The organism is Pedococcus sp. P2_E2 (assembly GCF_056403955.1).
The window spans coordinates 171,045-187,126 of the sequence record NZ_JBFUEM010000005.1 but is presented as its reverse complement, the minus strand read 5'-3'; the positions used below and the strand labels follow the sequence as shown (position 1 = coordinate 187,126).

The 16,082-nt window shown below is 70.5% G+C and carries 16 protein-coding genes; 3 read left to right on the top strand and 13 right to left on the bottom strand.

Annotated features, from left to right (window positions below; genetic code table 11):
- Positions 1 to 6 precede the first annotated feature (6 nt).
- The 6 genes from AC1DWR_RS12220 to mobA form a co-directional block, all read right to left on the bottom strand.
- Positions 7 to 2,871, bottom strand: coding sequence for an ABC transporter permease (locus AC1DWR_RS12220; RefSeq protein ID WP_477624521.1), 2,865 nt, complete (start codon positions 2,869 to 2,871; stop codon positions 7 to 9).
- An 8-nt stretch (positions 2,872 to 2,879) separates the two neighbouring features.
- The gene (locus tag AC1DWR_RS12215) at positions 2,880 to 3,629 is read right to left on the bottom strand and encodes an ABC transporter ATP-binding protein (RefSeq protein ID WP_477614133.1); all 750 of its coding nucleotides are present in this window, start codon (positions 3,627 to 3,629) and stop codon (positions 2,880 to 2,882) included.
- Positions 3,626 to 4,345 carry a PadR family transcriptional regulator gene (locus tag AC1DWR_RS12210; protein WP_477624520.1) on the bottom strand — a complete coding sequence of 240 codons (720 nt, stop codon included), beginning with the start codon at positions 4,343 to 4,345 and terminating at the stop codon, positions 3,626 to 3,628. Before AC1DWR_RS12210 ends, AC1DWR_RS12215 begins: the two co-directional genes overlap by 4 nt.
- Before the next feature lie 121 nt (positions 4,346 to 4,466).
- Entirely contained in the window at positions 4,467 to 4,829 is a 363-nt protein-coding gene (locus AC1DWR_RS12205; protein ID WP_477624519.1) for a DUF1304 domain-containing protein, read from the bottom strand.
- A gap of 70 nt (positions 4,830 to 4,899) precedes the next feature.
- Positions 4,900 to 5,877 (bottom strand): NAD(P)H-quinone oxidoreductase, encoded by a 978-nt coding sequence (locus AC1DWR_RS12200; RefSeq protein WP_477624518.1) that lies wholly within the window; start codon positions 5,875 to 5,877, stop codon positions 4,900 to 4,902.
- Positions 5,874 to 6,470 carry a molybdenum cofactor guanylyltransferase gene (gene mobA, locus AC1DWR_RS12195; protein WP_477624517.1) on the bottom strand — a complete coding sequence of 199 codons (597 nt, stop codon included), beginning with the start codon at positions 6,468 to 6,470 and terminating at the stop codon, positions 5,874 to 5,876. Before mobA ends, AC1DWR_RS12200 begins: the two co-directional genes overlap by 4 nt.
- Positions 6,471 to 6,571: 101 nt before the next feature.
- Here mobA and AC1DWR_RS12190 point away from each other — a divergent pair, with 101 nt between their 5' ends.
- Positions 6,572 to 8,038, top strand: coding sequence for a PhoX family protein (locus AC1DWR_RS12190; protein ID WP_477624516.1), 1,467 nt, complete (start codon positions 6,572 to 6,574; stop codon positions 8,036 to 8,038).
- 11 nt (positions 8,039 to 8,049) lie between these two features.
- Here the strand turns inward: AC1DWR_RS12190 and AC1DWR_RS12185 are convergent, their stop codons facing one another.
- The 7 genes from AC1DWR_RS12185 to AC1DWR_RS12155 all read right to left on the bottom strand — a co-directional run bounded on the left by AC1DWR_RS12185 (position 8,050) and on the right by AC1DWR_RS12155 (position 13,608).
- Positions 8,050 to 8,730 carry a D-alanyl-D-alanine carboxypeptidase family protein gene (locus AC1DWR_RS12185; protein WP_477624515.1) on the bottom strand — a complete coding sequence of 227 codons (681 nt, stop codon included), beginning with the start codon at positions 8,728 to 8,730 and terminating at the stop codon, positions 8,050 to 8,052.
- A gap of 54 nt (positions 8,731 to 8,784) precedes the next feature.
- Entirely contained in the window at positions 8,785 to 9,546 is a 762-nt protein-coding gene (locus tag AC1DWR_RS12180; protein WP_477624514.1) for an IclR family transcriptional regulator, read from the bottom strand.
- A gap of 124 nt (positions 9,547 to 9,670) precedes the next feature.
- A complete protein-coding gene (rraA, locus tag AC1DWR_RS12175) occupies positions 9,671 to 10,144 on the bottom strand; it encodes a ribonuclease E activity regulator RraA (RefSeq protein ID WP_477624513.1) in 474 nt (157 codons plus the stop codon).
- On the bottom strand, positions 10,144 to 10,542 hold the full coding sequence (locus AC1DWR_RS12170) for a universal stress protein (RefSeq protein WP_477624512.1): 399 nt from the start codon (positions 10,540 to 10,542) through the stop codon (positions 10,144 to 10,146). Before AC1DWR_RS12170 ends, rraA begins: the two co-directional genes overlap by 1 nt.
- Before the next feature lie 2 nt (positions 10,543 to 10,544).
- Positions 10,545 to 12,098, bottom strand: coding sequence for a tripartite tricarboxylate transporter permease (locus AC1DWR_RS12165; RefSeq protein WP_477624511.1), 1,554 nt, complete (start codon positions 12,096 to 12,098; stop codon positions 10,545 to 10,547).
- Positions 12,098 to 12,604, bottom strand: coding sequence for a tripartite tricarboxylate transporter TctB family protein (locus tag AC1DWR_RS12160; protein ID WP_477614122.1), 507 nt, complete (start codon positions 12,602 to 12,604; stop codon positions 12,098 to 12,100). Before AC1DWR_RS12160 ends, AC1DWR_RS12165 begins: the two co-directional genes overlap by 1 nt.
- A complete protein-coding gene (locus tag AC1DWR_RS12155; protein WP_477624510.1) occupies positions 12,604 to 13,608 on the bottom strand; it encodes a Bug family tripartite tricarboxylate transporter substrate binding protein in 1,005 nt (334 codons plus the stop codon). The genes AC1DWR_RS12160 and AC1DWR_RS12155 overlap by 1 nt, the downstream gene beginning before the upstream one ends.
- A gap of 144 nt (positions 13,609 to 13,752) precedes the next feature.
- Between AC1DWR_RS12155 and AC1DWR_RS12150 the strand changes: the two genes are divergently transcribed.
- Together AC1DWR_RS12150 and AC1DWR_RS12145 are read left to right on the top strand one after the other, a co-directional pair.
- Positions 13,753 to 15,390, top strand: coding sequence for a sensor histidine kinase (locus tag AC1DWR_RS12150; protein ID WP_477624509.1), 1,638 nt, complete (start codon positions 13,753 to 13,755; stop codon positions 15,388 to 15,390).
- Complete coding sequence (locus tag AC1DWR_RS12145; RefSeq protein WP_477624508.1) at positions 15,387 to 16,061, top strand: response regulator; 675 nt, start codon at positions 15,387 to 15,389, stop codon at positions 16,059 to 16,061. Before AC1DWR_RS12150 ends, AC1DWR_RS12145 begins: the two co-directional genes overlap by 4 nt.
- Positions 16,062 to 16,082 lie beyond the last annotated feature (21 nt).

Below are 16,082 nucleotides of genomic sequence, written 5' to 3'. Positions count from 1 at the left end.
CCATACCTAGTCGGCCCGGCGCGTCATGGCGGGAGCTCGTCTGATCGCCAGGGCGGAGAGCAGTCCTGCGAGCAGCGGCACCCCGAGCACGACGAGCAGCAGCGGTGTCCAGGGGATCGACAGGAAGGGTCCGCTCCACTGCTCCACGCCGGTGGCCGGGTCCGAGTTGTACTGCGTGGTGAGGGGATAGGTGATCGCGATGCCGGGGACCAGGCCGACGGCGATTCCGAGGATGGCGCCGATGAACCCGACCACCATGGCCTGGGAGGCGGCGAAGGCGCGCCGGGTGCGACGGGTGGCGCCGACCGCCGCGAGGGTGCCGGAGTCGGCCTGCTGCTCGGCCATCGACAGCGCCGTGGAGATGAGGGTCACGATGAGCAGCAGGAGCGCGGCGACGCCCATCATGATCCGCATGACCGTCTCGTCGTAGCGCTGGAAACCCCGCTCCACATAGACGCCGCCGCCGTCGCCGACGAGCTCGTCCAGGGCCTTCTGGGTATCGGAGCTGATGGCGCCCTCGGCGTCGCGCAGCAGGACCGACTCCTGCTGCAGCGGCCATCCCAGCCTGGTCGCGGTCTCGGTGGAGACGATGGCGCCCGACTGACCCGGCATCGAGCCGTCCGTGAGTCGGTCGGCGGGCACGCCCACGACCGGGACCGAGGTGGTCGTGCGCTCGGTGACCTGGGTCGCGGCATACGTCTGGTTGTCGAGGACGAAGGTGCCGGAGACCACGGTCAGCGCCGGCTTGGCCCCCAGGTCCTTCAGGGCAACGACCATCGCACCCTTCTGCACTGCCGAGCGCTGCGTCTCCGTGAGCCCGAACCGACGGGCGATCTCGGAGGCCGGAAGGGCGCCGATCTGTCCCCGGTCGTAGGCCTGGCTACCGAGGCGGACGCAGTTCTGGTGCTCGCCCGTGCTGCTCGGGAGGGTCAACGTCGCCGTGCACCCCTCGGGCACCACGGACACGAACTCGACGGGCTTGCCCGGTGCCGCGGTGCCCGCGTTCATCATCGGGTCCTCCTTGGGGCGCGCCACCACGAAGGGCGTCTGGACCAGGGCGGGGAACTGCTTGAGTGCGGCCGCGGCGGACAACCGCATCTCCGGGTCCGCGGTGTAGACGACTCCTTCACCGCGCAACGCCTGGGGCTGGTAGGTCGCCATCTGCTGCTTGGTGTCGCTGGCCAGCCCGATGCTGAAGGCGGTCAGCGCGACGACACCGGCCAGGATCGCCGCGACGGTCGGGGTGGAGCGGCTGCGGTGTCGCGCGGCGTCGCGAATCGCGATCCGTGGTGCCACCGGGAGCCGTGCGGCGAGCCTGCCGAAGGCGACCAGGATCGCGGGGACAAGGAGCAGGGTGCCGAGCACCAGGCCGACGGCGCCGATGGCCACACGGAAGTCGCCACCGCCCCGGAGCTGCGCCGCGGACAGGACGACCGCGCCCCCGATGACGGCGAGAACCAGGCCGACGACGGGAACCACCTTGTTGAGCCTCGGCGACACGCTCTGGCCGCGCATCACGCCGATGATGTCGAGGCGACCCAGGCGCATCGAAGGCAGCAGCGCCGCGATGATCGCGCTGAGGACGGCGCACGGCACGAGGATCGCGAACGCTGCCCAGGGGAGGTCGAGGCGGATCGCTGCGAACGAGCTCTCGGGGTGCGCTCGGACCCACCACCACAGGCCGACGGTCACTGCGGCAATCCCCAGGAGGACGCCGCCCAGTGCCGAGATCACACCGAGGACCAGTGCCTGCGCGAGCACGGTGCGGCGCAGCTGTCGTGTCTCAGCGCCGTTGGTCGCCGCCAGGGCGAGGGTCCGGCGCTGTCGGGCGGCGCTCACCGCGAAGGCCGGGCCGACGAGGAGCGTGGTGAGGATGAAGAGCATCACCCCGCCGATCACGGCGATCATCCGACTGGTGTCCTGGGTGAAGTCGTTCTGGGAGCGCAGCTCGACGGGCAACGAGCTCTCCGGCGGGGGGTTCTCGAGCACCGCACGGCTGTACACGGTCAGGCCGTAGGCGTTGAGCCGCTGGATCTCCTCCCAGCTCACCGGTCCACCGCCCACCAGCACCCAGGACCCAGCTGCCCCCATTCCACTCGCGTCGGCGGCGGCACCGTCCGGCATCGAGGGCACCACGAAGTCGGGCATACCGCCCCACTCGAGCAGGGCCGTGGCGGTGCCGACGACCTTCACCGATCGTTCGGTTCCGCCGGCTGACAGCGTCACCGTGCCGGAGCGCGGCAGTCCCTTGCGCTCGCCGGCGGGGGTGATGACGATCTCGTCCGGATCGGCCCCCCACGAACCGGAGGCGAGCCGCGCCTTGTCGCCGAGGTCCGCCACCCGCGGGTCGGCGACGAGCCCCGTGACACGCACCCGGCGGTCTCCGACGACGAGTCGCATCTGCGTCTCCCCCACAGCGACTGCAGTCGCCCCACCCGCGAGCCGACCGATCGCGGCCGCGTTGTCGGTCGACGACCCGCTCGCCACGAAACCGGGGATCGTGGTGGCCGGGTTGTCGCCGCCCCATCCGCTGCCACCGCGGTTCGGGTCGGGGGTCTGCTGGATCTTCCCGATCTGGGGGCCTTGGACGAGCGCCTGGCCCGTACCCATCCGGGCCGTCACGAGATCGGCTCCGTCGGCCTGCTCCGTGGCGCCCAGGGTCGCGCCGCCGGCCAGCAACCCCACGGGGATGGCGACCATGAGGAAGACGAGGATCGACCGACCCTTGTGGCGACGCAGGTCGCGCCTGGCCATGCGCAGGGCGATCCGCCACGAGGCACGCCACCGGGCGGGGCGCGAGCCCGAGCGGTCGGCACGGCCGGAACCACCCGGCATACCCACGGGTGCCTCCTGCTCCAGGAGTGTCGTCATGGCCGGCCTCAGGCGGTGGGCTCGAGGAGCGTCTCGGCCGTCTCTGGCGATCCGGTGCTGTCGACGACCACGCCATCACGCAGGAACACCACCCGGTCGGCCCAGGCCGCGTGCCGCGCCTCGTGGGTGACGAGGAGCCCGGCAGCACCGGCGTCGCAGCGTTCGCGCAGGACCCGCAGCACGCCCTCCCCGGTGTGCGAGTCGAGGGCGCCGGTGGGTTCGTCGGCGAGAACCAGGCGACGGTCACCGACCAGTGCGCGGGCGATCGCCACCCGCTGCTGCTGGCCGCCGGACATCTTGTCCGGATAACGGTCCGCGAGCTCCTGCACCCCCACCATCGTCAGCGCGTCGACAGCCCTGCGGCGCGCCCTGCCGACGCGCTGGCCGTCGAGCTCGAGGGGGAGGGCGACGTTCTCGACCGCGGTCAGGGACGGGATCAGGTTGAAGTCCTGGAAGACGAACCCGACCCGTCGACGCCGCAGCCGTGCGAGGGCGTCGGCCTTGAGGCTCCCGATGCTCTGGCCCTCGATGATCACCTGTCCGCTGGTGGCCGCGTCGAGTCCGCCCGCGAGGTTGAGCAGCGTGGACTTGCCGGAGCCGCTCGGGCCCATGACGGCGACGAGCTCTCCGGCGCGGACGTCGAGGCTGACGCCGGCCAGGGCGCGGACCGCCGTGCTGTCGGTGCCGTGGACGCGGGTGACGTTGTCCAGGCGCAGGATCACGTCGGTGCTCGGTGACGAGCTGGGTGCGCTTCTCATCGTTGTTCCCCCCTGAGTGCTGAGCTGATGCTGTGACCGGCGGTGTCCGTGGTGCTGCTACCGGTGCTGCTAAGGGTGCTGCTGTCCGTGCTGGTGGCTGTGGTGTCGGTGCCGTGGTGACGCCCCTCCTCCACTGCTCCGGGTATGCCGCGCGCGGGCGTCCGAGGGCGGGTCGCCTCGCGCACCAGCCGGGCCTCGACGTGGTCGAGCCAGCGGACCTCGGCCTCGCCGGCGTAGATGAGGTTCTCCAGGACGAGGAGCCAGGCGAGGTCCACCTGGCCGTCGCCGTCCGCCGCCGACTCGTGGTGTGTGGTGGCCCGCTGCTTCAGGCGGGTCAGGTCCTGGAGGTGGCGCAGGGTGGCGGTCCGCTGGGTCTGCACCACCCGGTTGACGTCGACGCCGTCGACCGTGACGGCCAGGGCCAGCTTGATGACCAGCTCGTCGCGGGGGGTGGTCTCCCGGCTCACGGGGGACGTCCACCACCTGACGACCTCGGCCCGCCCGGTGCGGGTGAGGCGGTAGGAGATCCGCCCCTCGGCGTCCTCCCCGATCGCCTCGACGAGCCCGTCGCGCTCGAGCCGCGCCAGCGTCGTGTAGACCTGCCCGACGTTGAGCGGCCAGGTCCCCCCGGTCCTCGCCTCGAACTCGGCACGCAGCTGCGCGCCATACATCGGCTCGGTCGCCAGCAGGGCCAGGAGCCCTTGTTTGACCGACATCCGCCCCACCGTCCCCGTTCTGGTGTCCCCTACCTACCCAGTATCACGCTTGGTAGGGGAGATGTATACCGAGTATGTAGGGGGATCGTCAAGCATCCTGAGCCCGCCGCGGGGGCGTGCGTCAGTGGGCCAGCAGGACGGCGGCCAGGGCGAGGGCGCCGGGGACCGCCTGGACGAACAGGATCCTGCGACTGGCCGTGGCCGCGCCGTAGGCGCCGGCGACGATCACGCACAGCAGGAAGAAGACCTGGAACGCGAAGCGCAGGTGGTCGGGGCCGACGATGCCCCAGACCAGCCCAGCAGCCAGGAAGCCGTTGTAGAGCCCCTGGTTCCCGGCGAGGACCTTGGTCTGCTCGGCGAACTCCGGCGTCAGGCCGAAGGCGGCCCGGCCCCGAGGAGTCGTCCAGAGCGCCATCTCGAGCACGACGATGTAGACGTGGATCAGGGCGACGAGGGCGACCAGCACCGTGGCGACTGCGTTCATGGCCTCAGGGTGGCAGACGCGGGCGGGGCACGTGCCCGACTCGCTGGGTCACGTGGTTCGAGAGCTGGCCTCAGGCGGTCAGCAGGATCTTCCCGATGTGCCCGCTGGCCTCGAGCTCGCGATGCGCGTCCGCTGCCTCCGTCAGGGGGTAGCGGCTGTGGATGACGGGCTTGACGCGACCGGCCGCCACGAGCGGCCAGACGTGCTCGCGCACCGCCGCGACGATGGTGGCCTTCTCGTGGGCAGGGCGGGCCCGCAGGGAGGTGGCGATGACGGCGGCTCGCTTGCGCAGCAGCAGCCCGAGGTCGAGCTCCGCCTTCGCGCCACCCTGCAAGCCGATCACGACCAGGCGTCCGTTGGGGGCCAGCGCGTCGACGTTGCGGGCGAGGTACTTCGCTCCCATGTTGTCGAGGATGACGTCGGCCCCGGCCCCGGCGGTCGCGGCGCGCAGCTCTTCGACGAAGTCCTGCTCTCGGTAGTTGACGAGGATGTCGGCGCCCAGCTGGCGACACACCTCGAGCTTGTCCGCCGACCCGGCCGTGACGGCGACGCGCGCTCCCACCTCACGGGCCAGCTGGATCGCCATCGTCCCGATGCCCGACGATCCACCATGAACCAGAAAGGTCTGTCCCGGAAGGAGATTCGCCGTCATGAACACGTTGGACCACACCGTGCTGACCACCTCGGGCAGGGCGGCCGCGTCCACGAGCGAGACACCGGTCGGGACCGGCAGGAGCTGTTCGGCGGCCACGCACACCAGCTCGGCATAGCCACCACCCGACAGCAGCGCACAGACCTCGTCGCCGACGTGCCAGCCGTCGACCCCGTCGCCGACCTCGTCCACCGTGCCGCTGACCTCGAGCCCGGGATAGTCCGGCGCCCCGGGTGGGGGTGGGTAGAAGCCCATCCGCTGCATGACGTCGGCCCGGTTGACTCCGGCCGCCACCACGCGGACCCGGACCTCGCCGGGAGCGGGGTGCGGGTCGGGGACCTCGGTCTGCACGAGCGCCGAGGCGTCGCCGGGCTGCGGGATGGTGATCGCCTTCACGGGTCGAGCCTATGGCGCGCCGACTCGAGGTCAGCGGTGGTGTCGACGTCCAGTGCCGCACCCTCAGGAAGGGTCACCACGAGGGTGCGCAGCGCGTCGAGCAGCCGCATCAGCGGCGTGCCCGCCGGCGGGTCCGGCAGCGCGTCGCGCAGTGCAGCCGCCCGGTATGCCGCGAGCAGCGGCTGCAGTCGGCCGTCACCGTCCCTGCCGAGGACCGCTTCGACGTCGGGGGACGCCGCGAGGCGGGAGGCGAGGCTGGGAGCCGGGCCCGCGGCATACGGCATGTCACCGCCGAGGACGACGACGAGGGGCCGCTCGACGTGGGCCAGGCCAGCCGCGATCGCGGCGACCGGGCCACCCCCTGGAGGGGACTCGCGGCACCAGGCCGCCGGTCGTCGGGTGGGGCGCGGTTCGCCGACGCAGATGACCGCCCACTCGGACGGCAGGCCGTCGAGGACGTGGTCGAGCACCGGGCTCCCGGCCAGGTCGGCGCGGGTCTTGTCGCCCCCGAAGCGCCGCCCCTCGCCCCCGCAGAGCACGACCGCCGTCACGAGGGCACCCACCGGTGCGGTGGGGACGAAGGCCGAGGTCACAGGCCCATTGTGGGGGGTCCGGGAGGGCGCTGTGGGGGTTCCGATGCGCGCGGGTCCGGTCTAGGTTGGCGAGATTCGACGATCTCGAAGGGAAGAGGATCATGACGCTCGAAAGACGCACATTTCTGAAGGGGAGCGCTGCGGTCGCGGGAGGGGCGGCGTTGGCCGGCCCGTTCGCCGGTCTGATCGCGGGTCCCGCATCGGCCATCGGTGCGGCGCCTTTCCGTGGCCTGCGTGCCACGCCTGACCTGCGTGACGGCAAGGTGCGGTTGCACCTCCCGGAGGGGTTCAGCTACCGCTCCTTCCACGACACCCAAGCGGTGCCGCCGCCCCTCGTGGACGGCAAGCCCATGCCGGGACGCCACGACGGCATGGGTGCCTTCGAGGGCCCCGACGGCGCCGTCACCCTCATCCGCAACCACGAGGTCGCGGGCACCGGAACGCCTTTCGGCGCCGTGGGCTCGTGGACCTACGACACCGGCGCCCGAGGCGGGTGCATCCACGTCGACGTGACCGGCGAGGGTGAGGTCCTGGGGGAGTTCACCGCCATCAACGGGACCGCGAACAACTGCTCCGGTGGGCAGATGCCGTGGGGTGCCTGGGTGACCTGCGAGGAGACGGTCAACGGCCCCGACGTCGGGCCGGACTTCACCGGGGCGTCCAATGTCCCGTTCACCAAGAAGCACGGCTACGTCTTCGAGGTCCCCGTCACGGGCCGCTCGGCGGCGATGCCGATCACGAGGGCAGGTCGGTTCTCCCACGAGGCGGTGTCCTTCGATCCGCGCGAGGGACGGCTCTACCTCACCGAGGACAACTTCGCCTTCCCGTCCGGCTTCTACCGGTACACCCCGGGAACCAACCCGATGGAGAGCGGCCACCTCGACAACGACGGCCACCTGCAGATGCTCGCCGTCAAGGGTCAGCCGAACGCCCACCTCGAGGCACACCAGGACAAGGGAGCGGTCTACGACGTCGAGTGGGTGGACATCGCCGACCCCGACCCGACCTTCCCCTACACGCCGGGCCAGCCGGCGCCGACGAAGAACGACGACGCACTGGTCCACGTCAGCAACCAGGGTCGAGCGCTCGGCGCGGCAGGCTTCTCCCGGCTCGAGGGCCAGATCTACGACAACGGAGTCGTCTACTTCACCTCGACGCAGGGCGGTGGCGACGCCGAGACCGGGCCCGAGCTCATCGCCGGGTACGGCAACGGCTTCGGCCAGGTGTGGGCCTACGACACCCGCTCCGAGAAGCTGCGGCTCGTCTACCAGTCGCCCGGCAAGGAGACGTTCGACTTCCCGGACAACATCACCGTGAGCAACCGCGGCACGCTCGTCGTGTGCGAGGACCACGACGTGGACAACTACATCCGTGGACTGAACAAGGGCGGCCAGCTCTGGGACATCGCACTCAACCGAGCAGCCAACGCCAACGGCACGCCGAGGTTCGACGACGAGTTCGCGGGGTCGACGTTCAGCCCAGACAAGTCGACCTTGTTCGTCAACATCCAGGCCAGCGCCGGACTGAGCTTCGCGATCTGGGGGCCCTGGCACACGATCGGCGTCTGACCCGCCCCCCGTCAGCCGGCTGCGGTCGGCTGGCGGGGCGGGCATGTAGAGGTGGCGAGGTACTCGAAGTGCCACCACTCGTTGTCATAGGTGCGACAGATGCCGTATGCCGCGCCGTGCGTCTGGAGCCACGTCGCCGCCGCCTGCGGGTGCACGTCGACCGCATAACCCTTGACGTGCGCCGACTTGGCCGGGGCGAGTACCCACTTGGCAGCCTCCCCGCGTGAGCCGTACTTCGTCACGGCCCGGTCGAACAGGATCTGCTGCCACTCGGCGCTGCGCCAGGCCGACCTGATCTCGGGAGCCAGCCCGTCAGCGCGCGCGTCGGCGAAGGCACGGGTGAAGGCGGCTGCGGCTGCGGCCTGCATGTTCGTGGTGCCCGGGATCGGAGCGGACAGTGCCAGGCTCGTCGTCGGCGCGGGGATCCGGTCGGTGACGACTGGCGCAAAGCCTTTGCCAGCAGCGGTTTTCGGTTTCCCCGTCTTCGTCTTCGCCTTCGACGCGGCGAGCGCCGCCCCCCGGTCGGCCTCGCTGGTGGCTGACGCCTGCGGCCCCGCGGCAGCCGAGGAGTCGTCGTGCCACGCGGCATACCCGGCTGCTCCGCCGAGCCCGACCAGGACGGCGGTCACGACGAGGGTGCGGCGCAGCCGTTGGCGCCGTCGCCGACCAGCCGACACGTGCGTCGTCGTCATGGACTCACCCCCTCTGCTGCGGCCCTCTGGAGTCTGGCAGGCCGGGGGTGGATGTCAGCGGACGCCGCCGATTCGCGCGGACAGCGTGGCGGCGGCGCGGGACACGGCGGCGACCAGCCGACTGCGTTCCGTGTCGTCGACCCCGTCGCGGGGGAAGGTCAGCGCGACGCCGGCGACCGGGTGCCCGGTGTGGTCGAGGACCGCCTGCGCCACCGACGAGAGCCCCACGCTGACCGAGTCGTCCTCGAGCGCGTAGCCGCGGGTGCGGACCTCGGTCAGCTCACGCCGCAGCTCGCTGACCGTGGTGGGGCCGTGGCCGTCGCGCTGCACCAGGGTGTCGCGGTGTGGGAACAGGGCCCGCACCTGGGCCGCCGGCAGCTGGGCGAGCATCGCGAGGCCGCTGGCGGTGAGCGTCGCGGGCAGCCGCACCCCGACGTCGGTGACGAGAAGGGGACGGCCGGGGGCGCGTTCCTCGATGACATAGAGGACGTCGCGGCCGTGCAGCACCGCGAGGTGGGCGTTGTGCGTCGTGGTGTCGACGAGGCGGCCGAGCAACGGCCGGGCGATCCGCTGCAGGGGCGCCTGTCGCTGGTACGCAGAGCCCAGCTCGAACGCCGCGACACCCAGGCCGTAGCGCCGCTCCTCCTCCAGGTGGGTGACGAAACCGTGGTCTCGAAGCACTGCGAGCAGGTGGTACGTCGTCGAGCGCGGCAGCCCCAGCTCGCGCGCGATCGACCCCGCCGGAAGCGGTTCGGTGTGCCGTGCGAGGAGGGTCAGCAGCTGGAGCGTGTGCGCAGCGGCGGGTGCGTTGGCCACGCCACCAGTGTCTCAGGTGTCAGACATCCTCGGACGCGACGCGCGAACCACGACCGGGTGTGCCGCGAGCGCAGGGCGCGCACGCGGCATACCCGGTCGTGGTCGTGAGGGGTGAGACGCGCGGTCAGGCGCGGGTGGCCAGGACCCCGTCCTCGTCGGCGAAGAGTCGCTGGCCGGGGACGAAGTCGACCCCGCCGAAGCTGACGACCACGTCGCGTTCGCCGACCCCGTCCTTGGCGCTCTTGCGCGGGTTCGACCCCAGGGCGAGGACGCCGAGCGGGAGCTCGCGCAGCGCCACCACGTCGCGGACCGCGCCGTGGATGACCACGCCCGCCCAACCGTTGGCGACCGCGCTCGCAGCGATGAGGTCTCCCATCAGCGCCGACTCCAGCGAACCGCCACCGTCGACCACGAGCACCCGGCCGGAGCCGTCCTCGGTGAGCGTGGACTTCACGATCGCGTTGTCGCGGTGACATCGGATCGTCGTGATGACGCCCTCGAAGGAGGAGTGGGCACCGTAGTGACGGAACTGCACCGAGCAGGACTGGAGGTCGTCACCATGTTCGTCGTAGAGGTCGGCGGTGGACACCGAGGCCATCAGTCCCTGGCCGCCTTGACCGCCAGGACCGGGGCCTCCGCCTCGAGCAGCACGGTCTGGGCGGCACTGCCCATGATGAGCTTGCCGACCGGCGACCGGCGCCGAAGCCCGATGACGATGAGCTCGGCGTTCGTCTCCTCCGCGACACGCAGCAGCTGGTCGGCCGGGTCCCGGGCCTCTACGGACTGGGCAACCTCGTGCTCCACCCCGGACTCCTCGAGCTGGGCCTTCACGGCATCCCAGTCCGAGGACGACGCGAACCTCGAGTCGACCAGGGCGTCTCCCCGGCTGACGTTGAGGACGACCAGCCGGGCACCGCGCAGCCTGGCTTCCTCGATCGCTCGGTCGAGGGCTGCGTGACCCTCCGGACGGGGGACGAACCCCACGACGATGGCCATGACTACTGCCCTTCCTGGTTGGCGTGCTGGTGGCCGAGCGGGGACACGTCCTGGATGCCGCTGTCGCCGCCACCGCGGCGTGACCGCACGCGATCGATGACCACGGGGACCACGAGCAGGAGGACGACGATGACGTAGACGATCTTGGAGAAGGGCGTGTTGACCAGACCGGACAGCTCGCCGTCGCTGATCTGCAGTGCCCGTCGCAGCTGCTCCTCAGCCACCGGGCCGAGGATGATCGCGATGATGGCCGGGACGACCGGCAGGCCGAAGCGGCGCATGAAGAACCCGAGACCGCCGATGATGAGCAGCAGCCACAGGTCGAACGTCGAGGTGTTGGCGGCATAGGCTCCGATGCTGGCGAAGAAGAGGATGCCGGCGTAGAGGTAGGGGCGCGGGATGTTGAGCAGCCGCGCCCAGATGGTCGCGAGGGGCAGGTTCAGGGCCAGCAGGATCACGTTGCCGATGAACAGCGAGGCGATCAGGCCCCACACCAGCTCCGACTGGTCGTCGAGCAGGCGCGGTCCGGGCTGGATGCCATAGGACTGGAACGCACCGAGCATCACCGCCGCGGTCGCGGTGGTGGGGATGCCGAGGGTCAGCAGTGGCACCAGGCCACCGGCGGCCGAGGCGTTGTTGGTGGCCTCGGGCCCGGCCACACCCTCGATGGCCCCGTGACCGAACTCCTCGGGGTGCTTGGTGAGCTTCTTCTCCATCGCGTACGACAGGAAGGTCGGGATCTCCGCTCCACCCGCAGGGATGGCACCGAAGGGAAAACCGATCACGGTGCCGCGCAACCAGGGCTTCCACGAGCGCCGCCAGTCCTCGCGGTTCATCCGGGCGCCGTCGACGTGGATGATCTCGGCGGGGTTGCGGCGCAGGTGCGCGGCGATCCAGAGCGCCTCGCCGACCGCGAAGAGGCCGACGGCGACCACGACGACGTCGATGCCGTCGGCGAGCTGGGGGATGCCGAGGGTCAGCCGCTGCTGGCCGGAGGTCGGGTCGATGCCGACGGTCCCGATGAGCAGTCCGATGCCGAGTGAGGCGAGGCCACGGATCTTCGACGACCCCAGCACCGTGGTCACGGCGATGAAGGCCAACATCATGATGGCGAAGTAGTCGGGTGAACCGAGCTGGATCGCGAGCTTGACGATCTGGGGAGCGACGAGGGCGAGGGCCAGGGTGCCGATGGTGCCCGCGATGAAGGATCCGATCGCCGCCGTGGCCAGGGCAGCTGCGCCCCTGCCCTTCTTGGCCATCAGGTTGCCCTCGATCGCTGTGATGACCGACGCGCTCTCGCCTGGCGTGTTGAGCAGGATCGACGTCGTCGACCCGCCGTACATGCCGCCGTAGTAGATGCCCGCGAACATGATGAACGCCTGAGTGGGCTCGAGCGTGAACGTCAGCGGCAGAAGCAGGGCGATGGTCATCGCCGGGCCGATGCCGGGGAGCACGCCGATGGCGGTGCCGAGGACCACGCCGATGACGGCGTAGAGGAGGTTCGTCGGCGTCAGCGCGGTGCCGAAGCCGTCGATGAGGGCGTTGATTCCGTCCATCAGAGGATTCCCTTGAGCAGCCCGACCGGGAGCTTGATGCCCAGGCCGAGGAAGAACAGGTACCAGGACCCCACCGAGAGCACGATCGAGATCAGCGCCATGCGGACGTAGTGCCGCGCACCGAGGGCGTAGGTGGTCCCGAAGAACAGGATCGCCCCCGAGATCGGCCAGCCGAGCGGGTCGATGAGCAGCGCGTTGGCGGCGAACGAGCCCACGAGCAGGCCGATCGTGCGCCAGTCGCTGCCGTGGCTGAGGTCGACGTCCTCGCCACCCTCGGCCTCACCCCGCCCACCACGGACCAGGTCCACGGTGAGCAGGGCAGCCATCAGGATGAGCAGCAGCCCGACAGCGATCGGAACGGTGCGGGCATTGACGGGACCACGAGACGCGGTGTCGGTCACCCCGAGCGCGTCGACGATCGCCCAGGCGCCGAGGCCCAGCAGGAGGAGGGCCACTCCGTACTCGGAGCGGCCCCCCTTCTCTGCCGCAGTCGGACTGCTGGACATCAGGCCAGTCCCAGTTCCTTGAGAACGCCGGCGACGCTGTCGTTCTGCGCGGTCAGGAAGGTCTTGAACTCGTCACCGGTCTGGAAGGAGTCCGTCCAACCCTGGTCGGCCAAGGTCTTCTTCCACTGGTCGGTGCCGTGCATCTTGGTCAGCAGGTCGACGTACTCCTTGGTCTTGGCGTCGCTGAGCCCGGGGGGACCCACGATGCCGCGCCAGTTGGTGAACTCCATGTCGACACCGAGGCTCTTGAGGGTGGGAGCGTCCACGCCCTCCACGGGCTTGGCGCTGGTGACGGCAAGGATCTTCACGTCGCCGGACTTCGCCTGCTCGGCGACCTCGCCGATGCCGGTCGCCGCGAAGGCGACCTTCTTGCCGAGGACCCCGGTGAGCAGCTCGCCGCCACCGTCGTACGCCACGTAGTTGACGTCCTTCGGGGTGATGCCCACGGCCTTGGCGAGGAGCATCGGGGTCAGGTGGTCGGGGCCACCGGCGTTGGAGGCACCACCGACGGGGACCTTGCCCGGGTTGGCCTTCCACGCCGCGACGAGCTTGTCGAGGGTGTCGTAGGGGGAGCCCTTCGGCACGACGATCGCCTCGGACTCCTCGATCAGCTTGGCGATCGGGACGGTGTCGTTGAGCGTGGCCTTCGACTTGTTCGTGTAGACGGCGCCCACGACCCCGAGCCCCATCTGCATGAGGATGTCGTCGTGGCCCTTCTCGTTGACGAGGCGCTGCAGACCGACGGTGCCGCCGGCGCCTGCCGAGTTGAAGACCTCGATCGTCTCGCTGAGCTTGGCATCCTGCATGGCCTTGGCCGCGAGGCGGGCGGTGGTGTCGTAGCCGCTGCCGGGGGAGTTCGGCACGAGGATGCGCAGGCCCTTGACGGGGCCAGAGGAGCTGCTCGTCTCGGTTGACGAGTCGTCGCCGCTCACGCCACAGGCGCTCAGGGCGAGACCGGCGACCGTGGCGGCTGCCACGACCTTGAGGGGGGTCCGTACTTGCACGGGAGACTCCTTTGTCTGAGGGGGTTCGAAGCACACCGTGCCCGGCCTCGATCGCGGTGTCACGGTTAGGTGCGCAAACTCTGTTTTGTCCTTTGTGCTCACGCGGTGCTGGTCGGACGCAGGCAGCCCAGACACAATCGAGCCGTGGACGATCGATGGCGCGCGTGGCTGGCCCGACGGCGCTGGCCCTGGCGGCGGCGCTGGACGCTCGCCAGCCGCATGCTGGCGATGCAGCTGGCCATCGTGTGCGTCGTCCTCGTCGGAGTGGCCGCGGTCTCCCTGGCCCAGTCCGACGCCCGCGCCCGCGAGACCGAGGGAAGCCGGGCCCTTGCCGTCGCGGAACGCCTGGCTGTCACCGCTGGAGTGCGGGAGGCCGCGGCATCGGGCGGTGAGGACTTCCTGGGCCAGGCCCAGTCGGTGGTCGAGTCGGGGCGCACCTTCTCGAGCTCGACCACGGTGCTGCTCGCGCTCAGGGACCGGCGGGTCATTGCCTCCAGCGACGCGCTTCCGCGGAGGGCCATGTACCTGCAGCCGACCGACGCCTTCGAGGGGCGGTCGTGGGTCGGTGCGCAGGAGGGCACGGGAGCGGCACTCGCGATGGCCCCGATCATCAACGTCGACACCCGTGAGACCGACGGTGTGGTGGCGGTCGTCCGCGCCTATCCCTCGATCCTCGACAACTTCGAGACCGCCCTGCCCAACCTGCTGACCTACCTGGGGATCGCGAGCCTGCTCGGGGTGGTGGGTTCGCTGCTCCTCGCCGGGCGCGTGAAGCGCCAGACCCTGGGGCTCGAACCACGCGAGATCGCCGGACTGGTGGAGCAGCGCGAAGCCCTCCTGCACGGCATCAAGGAAGGCGTGCTCGCGGTCGACCTCGACCACCGCATCACCATGGTCAACGACGAAGCGGCGCACCTGCTCGGCATACCCCTCACGTCCGGGGGGCGGACCCTCGCGGAGGTGGACGGCACGGGGCGGGCCGACCAGATCTTCGACGACGGGACCGAGCTCACCGACCATGTCATGCCAGTCCGTGGCAGGGTGCTCACCGTGAACCGGATGCCGGTCACCAGCCGCGGCAGGCACATCGGCTGGGTGGCCACGATGCGCGACCGCACCGAGATGCTCGAGCTCCAGCGCGAGCTCGACCTGACCAAGAGCACCACCGACACGTTGCGGGCGCAGGCCCACGAGTTCAGCAACCGGATGCACGTCGTGAGTGGTCTGATCGCGCTGGAGGAGTTCGACGGGGTGCGCAGCTACATCCGGCAGATCACCGACGACTCGAGCACCCTGACGACCAATGTCGCTGCGCACGTGCAGGATCCGGCGGTTGCCGCCCTGCTCATCGCCAAGGCCAGCCAGGCGACGGAGCGCGGCGTCGAGCTGGTCGTCGACGCCACCAGCAACGTGCCCCCTCTCGACGACGCGCTGGCGGCGGACGTCAACACCGTGATGGGCAACCTCATCGACAACGCCTTCGACGCGGCCGCCGGTGGTGGCGCCGATCCCGTTGTGCAAGTGACTCTTTCGCACTCCGGCGACGCGATGACCGTGACCGTGCGCGACAGTGGCCCGGGCATCGACTCCACGATCGGTGAGCTGGTCTTCACCCGGGGGTTCAGCACGAAGTCCACGACGACGGCGCAGGAGCGTGGCATCGGACTGGCGATCGTGCGGCTCATCTGTCGCAATCGCGGCGGGGACATCATCGTCACCAACGACGAGGGCGCGGTCTTCGTCGCCACGCTGCCCGTGCTGGTGCACCAGGAGGCATCGTGATCAGGGTGCTGGTCGTCGACGACGACTTCATGGTGGCGCGGCTGCACTCCAGCGTCGTGGCGAGGCAGCCGGGCTTCGAGGTCGCGGGCATTGCCAGCACGGGCACCGACGCCCTCCGGGCGGTCGAGGTGACCCGGCCCGACCTGGTCCTGCTCGACATCTACCTCCCCGACATGACCGGGCTGGAGGTGCTGGCACGCCTGCGCGAGGGGAGCGGCGAGGACGTCGACGTCATCGTGATCAGTGCCGCGCGCGACCTCGACACCTTGCGAACCGCCTTGCGTGGCGGGGTTTTCCAGTACCTCGTCAAACCGTTCGAGATCGAGTCCCTCCAGCAACGACTCGGTGAGTATGCCGTGCACCGGGCTGAGCTCGCCGAGCTCACCGAGGCGGGTCAGGACGACGTCGACCGGGTGTTCCGGGCGAGCGGGGCCCGCTTGGTGGGAGGCTCACCCAAGGGCATCAGCCCGGAGACGACGGACCTGGTGCGCCAGGCCCTCGAGGCGGCCGACGAGGACGGGCTGTCGGCGACGGAGTGTGCCGAGTCGACGGGCCTGTCCCGCAGCAGCACCCGGCGCTACCTCGAGCACCTCGTGTCGGTCGGCACGGCCGAGATGCGTCCGAGGTACGGCGCGGCCGGGAGGCCCGAGCGTCGCTACCGGCTTCGCTGACGCCGTGGATCGGGCCGCCGG

What these genes read in the sequence shown, in the direction of transcription:
- rraA (WP_477624513.1), bottom strand. Translation starts at nt 10,144, where the DNA reads ATGGCCTCGGTGTCCACCGCCGACCTCTACGACGAACATGGTGACGAC.
- AC1DWR_RS12190 (WP_477624516.1), top strand. Translation starts at nt 6,572, where the DNA reads ATGACGCTCGAAAGACGCACATTTCTGAAGGGGAGCGCTGCGGTCGCG.
- AC1DWR_RS12205 (WP_477624519.1), bottom strand. Translation starts at nt 4,829, where the DNA reads ATGAACGCAGTCGCCACGGTGCTGGTCGCCCTCGTCGCCCTGATCCAC.
- AC1DWR_RS12210 (WP_477624520.1), bottom strand. Translation starts at nt 4,345, where the DNA reads ATGTCGGTCAAACAAGGGCTCCTGGCCCTGCTGGCGACCGAGCCGATG.
- AC1DWR_RS12215 (WP_477614133.1), bottom strand. Translation starts at nt 3,629, where the DNA reads ATGAGAAGCGCACCCAGCTCGTCACCGAGCACCGACGTGATCCTGCGC.
- AC1DWR_RS12185 (WP_477624515.1), bottom strand. Translation starts at nt 8,730, where the DNA reads ATGACGACGACGCACGTGTCGGCTGGTCGGCGACGGCGCCAACGGCTG.
- AC1DWR_RS12160 (WP_477614122.1), bottom strand. Translation starts at nt 12,604, where the DNA reads ATGTCCAGCAGTCCGACTGCGGCAGAGAAGGGGGGCCGCTCCGAGTAC.
- AC1DWR_RS12170 (WP_477624512.1), bottom strand. Translation starts at nt 10,542, where the DNA reads ATGGCCATCGTCGTGGGGTTCGTCCCCCGTCCGGAGGGTCACGCAGCC.
- AC1DWR_RS12165 (WP_477624511.1), bottom strand. Translation starts at nt 12,098, where the DNA reads ATGGACGGAATCAACGCCCTCATCGACGGCTTCGGCACCGCGCTGACG.
- AC1DWR_RS12220 (WP_477624521.1), bottom strand. Translation starts at nt 2,871, where the DNA reads ATGACGACACTCCTGGAGCAGGAGGCACCCGTGGGTATGCCGGGTGGT.